Raw genomic sequence first — 9374 nt, 5'->3', positions numbered from 1 at the left:
GGAGGATGCCCACCCGGCCCCGCGCGGACCCGCCGCACGGATTCGTCCAGGCCGGATGGTTGCCATTGGGGTCTCGCAACCGGTGTCGCACCTCGTACTTCTGAAGCTGGAACGGCGGGAGGAGTTGGTCGGCTCCCAGAGGGACGAGCTGGAACTCGAAGAAAGTCTCCTCATCCGGCACGTTCCGGAAGAGCACGTCGAACGTGAAGCCCGCGAGCGCCGGCCCCTGGAGCGTCTGGATGTCCTCTGGCTTGCTGCACTTCGTCCGCGACTGACAGTAATTGACGACGAGCTGGTCCCCCTGTCCCTGCACGCTGTGAATCGCAACGAAGCTCGCGGGAGCGCCCTGCGGCGTGCGACCGAGCTGGCCCGGCAATACCCCCCGGAGCGTCGCGGTGTAGAAGAGCGTGCCCATGAGGCGGTCCCTCCCCTTGAGCACCACGTCCCCGGGCGCGCGGTTGACGAAGGCCTCCGGGCAGAACCGGAACTCCGTCCCCTGGGTGAAGCAGAAGTCGCTGCCCTCGACGATGTAGATGCCCTGGCCGTTCGAGTTGTCCGGGATGCACTGCCCCGTCGGACACTCCAGCGGCGCCAGCGGTTGGGCCGTGGGCTCCAGGGGCGGGCAGTCCTTTCCCTTGCAAGGTGTGACGGGCAACTGGGTCTCCGAGTCCGTCACGTACTTGTCGCCCACGTCGGGCTGCCGGGGGTTCGGGTCTGAAGGTGACGGCGGGAGCTGGAGGGGCTTGAGGCAGGCGCTCGCGCCGAGGAGCGCCAGTGTCGCCAGCAGGATGGGGCCGGTGGTCCGGTGGGCTCCCCGCACGGGCGCCGCGATGTCGTCAGTCATGTTCCTCATGGTGGTGTCCCCTGGTGCCTCGTGATGCGTGCGCCCCATAGCGAGCGCCGTGCCACGGTTGAACGCGCCCCCGACATTCCCGTCGCCAGCGGGAGCATGTCCTCGCGAGGCGCCCGAGTCGCTCCGGAAATGGCACAAGCGCTGGCACCGTGCCGTGTGCCACCGCCCGGCGCGTATGATGACCCGGCATGGAACACGATGGGTCGACGCTCCGGCCGAGTGGTGATGGACGAGGGATGGAGGTCTCGGACGCGGCGCGCGTTCCCGGGCTGGTGCGCCTGTTTGGCGGAGGGGCGGCGCTGGCAGTGGCTCTCCGGCTCCCGCTGGAGGGGCTGGAGCTGGGGCGAGGTCCCCAACTCGGCGACGTCCAGGACCCGAGGATGTCGCGGCGCCATGCCCAGGTCCGCTTCGACGGGAAGCACTTCTGGGCCGTCGACCTGGGAAGCCAGAACGGAACCTGGGTGGATGGAGAGCCGCTCGCGCCCGGCGCGCCTCGCGAGGTGCGCGCCGTGCTCCGGATGGGAGACTCCCTCTTCGTGCCGAGCGTCGACGTGCGGCCCCTGGAAGAACACGGCGTCGGACTGGTGGACGGCTTCGTGCGGGGGCCCGGTGGCCAGAGGCTGCTCGCGGAGGTGATTCGCGCCGCGGAGCTGGGCTTCTCGCTCCACATCCATGGAGAGAGCGGCTCCGGCAAGGAAGGCATGGCGCGCGCCTTCCACCAACACGGTCCCCGGCGCGAGGGCCCCTTCGTCGCCGTCAACTGCGCGGCCATTCCCGAGGGCATCGCGGAGCGGCTCCTCTTCGGTGTCCGGCGCGGCGCGTACTCCGGCGCGGAGGCAGACGCCCAGGGATACCTGCAGGCCGCGGATGGCGGCACGCTGTTCCTCGATGAAGTGGTGGAGCTGGACCTGGCCGTCCAGGCCAAGCTGCTGCGCGCGCTGGAGACGCGCGAGGTGCTGCCCCTGGGCGCCTCCCGGCCGAAGACGGTGGACCTGCACCTGTGCTCCGCGAGCAACAAGGACCTGCGCGCCCTGGTGGCCCGGGGCGGGCTGCGCGAGGACCTGTACTTCCGCATGGGCCGGCCCGAGGTGGTGGTGCCTCCGCTGCGCCAGCGCCCCGAGGAGCTGCCCCTGCTGCTCCAACGCGAAGCGGAGCGGGTGGCGCCGGGGCTCGGGCTCCACGTCTCCCTGGTGGAGCAGTGTCTCCTGCGGCCCTGGCCGGGAAACATCCGCGAACTCCTGGTGGAGCTGCGCAGCGCCGTCCAGGCCGCGCTGCTTCAGGGCGCCACCCGGGTGGAGGCTCGACACCTGAGCCCGAGCGCGGGAACAGCCTTTGGCCCCGGAAGCGTCACCGTGCGCGCCGGTCCCGAGCCTCGCGCGGATGCGACGGAGCGCGCCCAGGGGGATGTCCAGGAACGGGCCCGGATTGAAGAGGCCCTGCGCCAGCAGGGAGGCAATGTCTCCGCGACGGCGCGCGCGCTCGGCCTGCACCGCACCCAGCTTCGACGGCTGCTGCGACGGCATGGCCTCGACGGCGCGGAGTCCTCCGAGCCCGAGTGAGCCACGTTCTCCTGGATGCGCGCGCCCCGTGTGTGAGCCCGCATGACGGAGTGTCCGGTATCTCCTGGCGTCGCCGCCGGGCGTGGATGTCTACAATCCGGATGGACGACGCTGTTTCAAGCTCCTTTTCAATTTTGCCATTGCAGTCGTCCGCCAGGGCTTGTGTGTATTTGAGCTGGTAAAACAGGGAAAACCTGCCAGTATGCCGCGACGCGGCGAGGAAGGACTTTCACCGTCGCGCCAAGGTCCCGCGCCAGGCCGGACGTCATTCCCTGTCATCCGGAAGCGGGCAGGAGGAATCGTTTCGTGCAACTGCGTCGACATGTGGGTTGGGTAGCCGTCGTGTTGGGTGCATCCCTGGTGGCCGCGTGTGGCCCCGCGGTGCCGTCAGCTCCCGCGCCCGAGCCGGAGTCGGAGGGCCAGGTGTCCTCGCCGCTCACGGAGCTGGTCGTCAATGGAACCTTCAGTGGCGGGACGGTGGCGCCTTGGTGGAGCGGTGCCAACTCCCAGTCCGTGGTGGAGAACGGGAAGCTGCGCATCAACGTCACGGGGAACCCCGCCAATCCCTGGGATGCACCCTCGGGACAGGACAACATCGTCCTGGTGAATGGCCGGGCATACACCCTGTCCTTCACGGCGTCCGCGTCGGCGACCGTGAGAGTGCGGGTGACGGTGCAATTGGGGGCCGCGCCGTACACCGCGCCGCTGGACCAGTACATCACCCTGGATGGCACCACGCGCACCTTCACATTCCCCTTCACCTCGAACCTGGCCACGACGGCGGGGCAGGTGACGTTCCAGCTCGGCGGCGTGGGCGCCTTCTCGGCCTTCCTGGACAACATCTCCCTCACCACGGAGGACGGCGGGGGTGGCACCGGGCCGGTGGGAATGACGAGCGGCTTCTACGTCGACCCCAACTCCAACTCCGCCGTCTGGGTGCGCAACAACGGTGGGGACTCCCGCGCGGCGCGCATCCAGTCGTCCATCGCGAGCAAGGCGGGGGCGCGCTGGTTCGGCAACTGGAGTGGAGACATCGCCTCGGCGGTGTCCAGCTTCGTCGCCGCCGCGGACACGGCGGACAAGCTCCCGGTGCTGGTGGCCTACAACATTCCCGGACGCGACTGCGGCAGTCACTCCGGCGGAGGCGCGGGCAGTCCCGAGGCCTACCGCACGTGGATCTCCGCCTTCGCCACCGGCCTGGGCAACCGCCCGGCCATCGTCATCATCGAGCCGGACGCGGTCGCCCAGCTCGACTGTCTGCCCAATGATGCGGAGCGACAGACGCGGCTCGGCCTCCTGCGCTACGCGACGGAGCAGCTGAGAGATCGTGCGCCGAACACGTGGGCCTACCTGGACGGTGGCAATGCCAACTGGATTGGCGCCGACACGATGGCACAGCGGCTGGAGTCCGCCGGCGTCCGCAACATCCGGGGCTTCGCGCTGAACGTGTCGAACTTCTACACCACGGCCCAGTCGACCACGTACGGGGCGGCGGTGAACGGCGCGCTCAATACGCGCTACGGCTACACGAAGCCCTTCGTGGTGGACACCAGCCGCAACGGCAATGGCCACAATGGCGAGTGGTGCAACCCGGCGGGCCGCAAGCTGGGCGTGCTGTCACAGGTGGGCGGGGGCGCGGAGATGCTCCTGTGGGTGAAGGTGCCCGGAGACTCCGACGGCAACTGCGGCATCGCCCCCACGACTCCAGCGGGCCAGTTCAGCCCCGACATCGCCATCCGCCTCATCGACGGGACCTGAGTCCAGGGGCTCCCGGAGCGCGCGACGAATCAGCCGCGCTTCGGGAGCAGCCGGGCCAGCTCGCGGTCCAGCGCCGCGGCGAAGCGCTGGCGGTCCTGGGCGTTGAAGCCGCTCGGGCCGCCTGTCACGACGCCGCTCTCCCGCAGCTCCTGCATGAAATTCCGCACGGAGAGTCGCTCGGCGATGTTCTCCTCGGAGAACAGCTCCCCACGAGGGTCCAACGTCACCACGCCTCGCGGCACCAGCAGCGCCGCGAGCGGGATGTCCTGGGTGACGGCCAGGTCCCCGCGCTGGGCCGACGTGGCGATGTGCTGGTCCGCCACGTCGAGCCCCGCCCCCACCTGCACGGTGGAGACGAACTCCGAGCGGGGCAGATTCATCCCCCGGTTGGCCACGAACACCAGGGGCACCTTGAGGCGCTGTGAGGCGCGCAGGAGGATTTCCCGGACAGGGCCCGGACAGGCATCGGCATCGACCCAGATTTTCATGCGGCCCGCATCCTCGCGTGGATTCACGGCGCGGTGCTCCGGAATATTCGGCGTGGACCGTGCAGTGCGTCGACGAGCGCTCACTGGATGACGGCGACCCGGAGTGAACGGTGCCGCGTTGTGGACGAAGTGCTTGACGACGCGGGAGCGCGGCGCTCGGATGCGCGCCCATGTCCGAGCTGCTCACCCGTGCTGAAGCCTCGAATTACGCCGAAACCTCGCGTCATTCCGACGTGCTCGCCTTCATCGACGAACTCTGCCGCCGCACGAAGCTCGCCCGACGGGTGGACTTCGGGACCAGCGGCGAGGGTCAGCCGCTGGTGGCGATGGTCGTGAGCGACCGCAACTGCTTCACGCCAGAGCTGGCGCGCAAGCAGAAGAAGGTCGTCGTGCTGGTGGAGGCCAACATCCACGCCGGCGAGGTGGAGGGCAAGGAGGCGCTGCTCGCGCTCGCGCGGGATTTGACGCTGACGAAGCTGGGCGCGAAGTTGCTCGACAAGCTGTGCCTGGTCCTGGTCCCCAACTTCAACCCGGACGGCAATGACCGCATCAGCCCCAACAACCGCAAGCTCAACCTCAAGAGCCTGGAGGGGCAGGTCAATCCCGAGGGCGGCGTGGGCACGCGCTACACGGGCGAGGGGTGGAATCTCAACCGTGACAGCACGAAGCAGGAGGCGCCGGAGACGCGCGCCATGGCGAAGCTGCACCAGACGTGGTGGCCCGAGCTGTTCATCGACTGCCACACCACGGACGGCAGCATCCACGCCTTCGACCTGACGTTCGACACGTCTCACTCGAACGAGCCGCTGTTCCAGGAGCTGCGCGACTACAACCGGGCGATGCTGGAGCGCGTCTCCGAATCGGTGAGCAAGCGCCACGGGTTCGACAGCTTCTGGTACGGCAACTACCGCGAGGAGGACGTGCCCGCCTCGGGTTGGCACACGTACCCGGCGCTGCCGCGCTTCGGCAGTCACTACCGGGGGCTGCTCGGCCGGCTCGACGTGTTGCTGGAGACGTACAGCTACATCGACTTCCCGCGCCGCTGCGCCGTGACGCGCGCGTGGCTGTTGGAGCTGTTCCGCGAGGCGGCCCGGAGCTCGAAGGCGTTCCTCTCCGTCACGGAGGCCCAGCAGGCGGCCATCATCGCGCGCGGCAAGACGCCGGACCTCCAGTCGCTGGTGGGCATCAACTACGGCGTCGCCACCCGGGACGCGCAGGGAGCGCTGACGTTCGACTACCCGGCCTATGCGAAGGACGGGGACCAGGCGCGCATCCAGGCGTTCGACGAGAAGAGCATCGCGGAGCATCGCTTCCCCGGGAAGAAGCGCCGCGTCTACCGCGTGCCGCACTACCGCACGTTCATCCCGACGCAGGCGGTGAGCACACCGGAGGCGTACCTGGTGCCCGCGGAGCTGGCGCCCCGGCTGGAAGGGCAGGGCATCCGGTTCGAGGTGCTCCCGAAGGCGCGCCACTTCCTGGTGGACAGCTACCGGATTGCCCGGCGGGAGGAGACCTTCAGCCCCGACGTCGCGGCGAACGTGCCCGCGCCCGGCGAGGCCGAGGTGCCGCTGAGCCTGAAGCCCAAGCCGGTGCGCTTCGAGACGGTGCTGACGGTGTCCTCCGAGCGGACGAAGCGCGAGTTCGCCCAGGGGACGCTCTACGTGCCCACGGCGCAGCGCGCGGGCACGCTGGCCGTGTACCTGCTGGAGCCGCACTCGGACGATGGCTTCTGCCGGTGGCAGTTCCTGGACACGATGCTGGAGGTGGGCGGGCTCTACCCCGTGCACCGCGTGGTGAGCCCCGCCCCGGCTCCGAAGAAGGCGGAGTGAACGAGCGCGCGCTGGGGCCCCGTGCTCAGTTGGGGCTCCAGCAGAACTGACCGGTCTCCGCGGGGGCGGAGGTGACGCCCGTCGCATCCGTCACGCGGAACCGGACGTGCTTGCGGTAGTAGGTACCGGTGGTGGAGCGCTTGAAGACGCACGTCTCCTCGCACGACGTCGTCCCGACGCCCCAGTAGGGGCTGTTGGGGCCGTGTGGCTGGATATGTCCCTGGTGCCTCCAGATGACAGGCGCTGTTGAGTTGCAACTGTTTGCGGTATGCCGGCAGGGGTTGGGGCTCAAGACAGGGCGTTCCGTGAGACATTGAACCCGGGGCCACTGTCGCGCCACAGTGCGGGGTTTCGAAGGGGAGGCGCTCATGAGGAAGTCCGTCGGACTGAGTCTGTGGTTGATGTTGGGCCTGGGCTGCGCGCACTCGTCCGGGAAGCCCCAGGACGTGGTGTCCACCGTGGGCGCGATGACCTCGCAGGAGTTGTCCCTGCGCGCGGAGAAGGCCTACGACGCCGAGGACTTCGCCACCTGCGCCGATTTGCGGCGCCAGTCCGCGGAGGCCCTGACGGACCCCGACCTTCGCGCGGAGGAGTACTACTCCGCAGCCGGCTGCGCTTCTCTCGGAGGGCGCACCGAGGACGCGATGGCCTTCCTGAAGCGCGCGGCCGACAGTGGTTTCCCCTCCGTGGATCAGCTCCAGTTCGACCCCGAGCTGGCCTCGCTCCACGCGCTGCCGGGCTGGGCGCAGGTGGTGGCGGGTGTCCAGGCCAACCTGGACAAGGCGGGCACCCCACCCATGCCCATCCCCGTGCTCGCGACCATCGACGTGTCGCGCTCGCGTCGCGCCACCGCGGCCGAGGTCATCAAGATGCTCGGCCTGGAGGTGGGCAAGCCCATCGTCCGCAGCCGTCATCTCATGAAGAAGCGGGAGGAGGCGCTGCGTCAGCGCTTCAACCTCGCCTACACCCACGTGGGCGTCATCGCGTTCTTCGCGGAGGAATTGAAGGGGCAGGCCTTCGCCAGCGTGGACCTGGTGGATGCCGAGGATTCGCACCGCTTGAGCTTCCTCCCCGCGCCCACCGGACACGTGGAGGACCCAGAGGGGCTCATCGCGCACTGGCTGGAGTACGAAGACAAGGTGGTGCGCCTCATGCGCGCCGGCGCGCTGAACACCGACCAGCCTCCGTCCTGTCGCGTCGCCCACTGCTCGTTCGGGTTCGGTCACCCCGAGCTCGCCCCCTACGAGCCGCGCTTCGTCGAGAAGGCCCCCGCCGCTCGGGAGGCGCTGCTGCGCGTGCTGCGCGAGGACGCCGATGCGAACCGCCGCTCGGCGGTCCCCTATGTGCTGGGTTATGCCGGCACGCCGGAGCAGGTCATCGGGTGGCTCCTGCCCTTCTTCAAGGATCCGGACTCTGGTGTGCGCAACAACGTCGTCCGCTCGGTGCTGGCCTTCCAGCAGGGCCTGGACCGGCCCGTCGTCGACCTGTCCAAGGTCTTCGAGGCGATGACGATGCCGGACGTGTCGGACCGGAACAAGGGCACGTACCTGCTGGAGATGGTGCTCCAGAAGCTCTCGCCCGAAGAGCTGAAGGCCCGCCGCGCGGAGGTGCTCCAGAAGGTGGGCACGCTGCTCGTGGACATGTCGGCCTACCAGCAGCCCATCAATCGCGAGCCCGCGGTGCTGGTGCTCCAACTGCTCTCCGGTGAGAAGTTCGAGCGTCCCGAGCAGTGGCGGCAGTGGCTGTCGAGCCAGGGCGGCTGAGCGACGCTCCGTTCGTCCCTGTCCGCGAGCGGTTTGTCCCAGGCCTCGTGGAAGCCATCCCCGGGGCCCGCTACCCTTGCCCGTCATGCGCGAAGAGGAGACGGCGAGACTCCGGGCTGGTGAGGTGGCGCCCCTGCCATCCTGGGCCGTGTGGCCGGGCGCCCTGGGCTGGTGGCTCGCGGACGCGCTCATCGCCGTGAGCCAGGTCCAGCTCCTCCAGCGCATCGGCGAGGCGGAGGTCGCCGGGGGCGCGCTGTGGCGCATGTCCCTGGCCAGCTCCCTGTTGTGGGTGCCCATCACCGTGATGTGTCTGCGCCTGTCGGAGCGTGTCCCCCTGGCGCGCGGGCGCCTGCCTTCCGCCCTGGGCTTCCATCTGGTGGCCTTGCTGCTGGTGGTGTTCGGCAGGGCGACCTTTGTCGTGCTCACCCAGGACCTCATCGGCTGGTACGAGCGCGAGCCCCGCGTGCTCGATGTGCTGGCCCAGAGCGTCGTCAACAACCTGCTGCCCTTCGTGCTGCTGACGGCGGGCGCCCACGCCCTGGGCCTCGCGCGCCGGGCGCATGTGCGTCAGCGTCGCGCGGACCAGCTCCAGGCCCAGCTCGCGGAGGCTCGGCTCCAGGCGCTCGCCTCTCAGCTCCGGCCACACTTCCTGTTCAACGCGCTCAACGCCGTGGCCTCGCTGGTCCACGCGGACCCGGATGCCGCGGAGCGCATGCTGGCGCGACTGGGCGACCTGCTGCGCCACAGCCTGGAGTCCCATGCACGACAGGAGGTGACGCTGCGTGAGGAGCAGGCGGCGCTGGTTCCCTATCTGGACATCGAACAGATTCGCTTCGGGCCCCGCCTGGAGGTGTCGTGGCGGCTGGCTCCGGACGTCCTGGATGCACGCGTGCCCTATCTGGCGTTGCAGCCCCTGGTGGAGAACGCCATCCGTCACGGACTGGCGCCGCGCGCGGAGCCGGGGCGGATTGAAATCTCCGCCGAGCGGGAAGGGGACGTGCTGCGGCTGTTCGTGCGGGACGACGGCATGGGGCCGCCCGTGGGAGGCCCGTCTCGCGGTGGAGGCGTGGGCCTGTCCAACCTGCGAGCGCGACTGGCGACCCTCTACGGGGGCAGGGCGGGGC

8 protein-coding genes are annotated in these 9374 nt (G+C 69.4%); 5 read left to right on the top strand and 3 right to left on the bottom strand.

Features of this window, described 5'->3' with window-relative positions; translation table 11 throughout:
- The coding region (locus tag HR086_RS40925; protein ID WP_174468328.1) for a hypothetical protein at positions 1 to 844 on the bottom strand (844 nt) is incomplete at its 3' end.
- A 245-nt stretch (positions 845 to 1089) separates the two neighbouring features.
- Here HR086_RS40925 and HR086_RS40920 point away from each other — a divergent pair.
- Together HR086_RS40920 and HR086_RS40915 are read left to right on the top strand one after the other, a co-directional pair.
- The gene (locus HR086_RS40920; RefSeq protein ID WP_254625438.1) at positions 1090 to 2412 is read left to right on the top strand and encodes a sigma 54-interacting transcriptional regulator; all 1323 of its coding nucleotides are present in this window, start codon (positions 1090 to 1092) and stop codon (positions 2410 to 2412) included.
- A gap of 306 nt (positions 2413 to 2718) precedes the next feature.
- Positions 2719 to 4170 carry a glycoside hydrolase family 6 protein gene (locus HR086_RS40915; RefSeq protein WP_174468327.1) on the top strand — a complete coding sequence of 484 codons (1452 nt, stop codon included), beginning with the start codon at positions 2719 to 2721 and terminating at the stop codon, positions 4168 to 4170.
- A gap of 29 nt (positions 4171 to 4199) precedes the next feature.
- On the opposite strand, the gene HR086_RS40910 is transcribed toward HR086_RS40915, so the two are convergent.
- A complete protein-coding gene (locus HR086_RS40910) occupies positions 4200 to 4658 on the bottom strand; it encodes a YaiI/YqxD family protein (protein WP_174468326.1) in 459 nt (152 codons plus the stop codon).
- Between the two features lie 170 nt (positions 4659 to 4828).
- Between HR086_RS40910 and HR086_RS40905 the strand changes: the two genes are divergently transcribed.
- On the top strand, positions 4829 to 6487 hold the full coding sequence (locus HR086_RS40905; protein ID WP_174468325.1) for a M14 family metallopeptidase: 1659 nt from the start codon (positions 4829 to 4831) through the stop codon (positions 6485 to 6487).
- A gap of 25 nt (positions 6488 to 6512) precedes the next feature.
- Here the strand turns inward: HR086_RS40905 and HR086_RS40900 are convergent, their stop codons facing one another.
- Positions 6513 to 6779, bottom strand: a complete 267-nt coding sequence (locus HR086_RS40900; protein ID WP_174458476.1) for a hypothetical protein — start codon at positions 6777 to 6779, stop codon at positions 6513 to 6515.
- 76 nt (positions 6780 to 6855) lie between these two features.
- On the opposite strand from HR086_RS40900, the gene HR086_RS40895 reads away from it, so the two are divergent.
- On the top strand, positions 6856 to 8250 hold the full coding sequence (locus HR086_RS40895) for a HEAT repeat domain-containing protein (protein ID WP_174468324.1): 1395 nt from the start codon (positions 6856 to 6858) through the stop codon (positions 8248 to 8250).
- An 85-nt stretch (positions 8251 to 8335) separates the two neighbouring features.
- On the top strand, positions 8336 to 9374 hold a 1039-nt coding region (locus HR086_RS40890; RefSeq protein ID WP_174468329.1), incomplete at its 3' end, for a sensor histidine kinase.

It is taken from the genome of Myxococcus sp. CA039A (assembly GCF_013336645.1).
Taxonomy (GTDB): Bacteria; Myxococcota; Myxococcia; order Myxococcales; family Myxococcaceae; genus Myxococcus; species Myxococcus llanfairpwllgwyngyllgogerychwyrndrobwllllantysiliogogogochensis.
Note: the sequence above shows the minus strand (reverse complement) of the source record. Positions and strands in the feature narration are given on the sequence as shown.

Bases quoted from the DNA above. Each gene is read 5' to 3' on its own strand.
- HR086_RS40920 (WP_254625438.1), top strand. From the start codon at position 1,090: ATGGAGGTCTCGGACGCGGCGCGCGTTCCCGGGCTGGTGCGCCTGTTT.
- HR086_RS40910 (WP_174468326.1), bottom strand. From the start codon at position 4,658: ATGAAAATCTGGGTCGATGCCGATGCCTGTCCGGGCCCTGTCCGGGAA.
- HR086_RS40905 (WP_174468325.1), top strand. From the start codon at position 4,829: ATGTCCGAGCTGCTCACCCGTGCTGAAGCCTCGAATTACGCCGAAACC.
- HR086_RS40895 (WP_174468324.1), top strand. From the start codon at position 6,856: ATGAGGAAGTCCGTCGGACTGAGTCTGTGGTTGATGTTGGGCCTGGGC.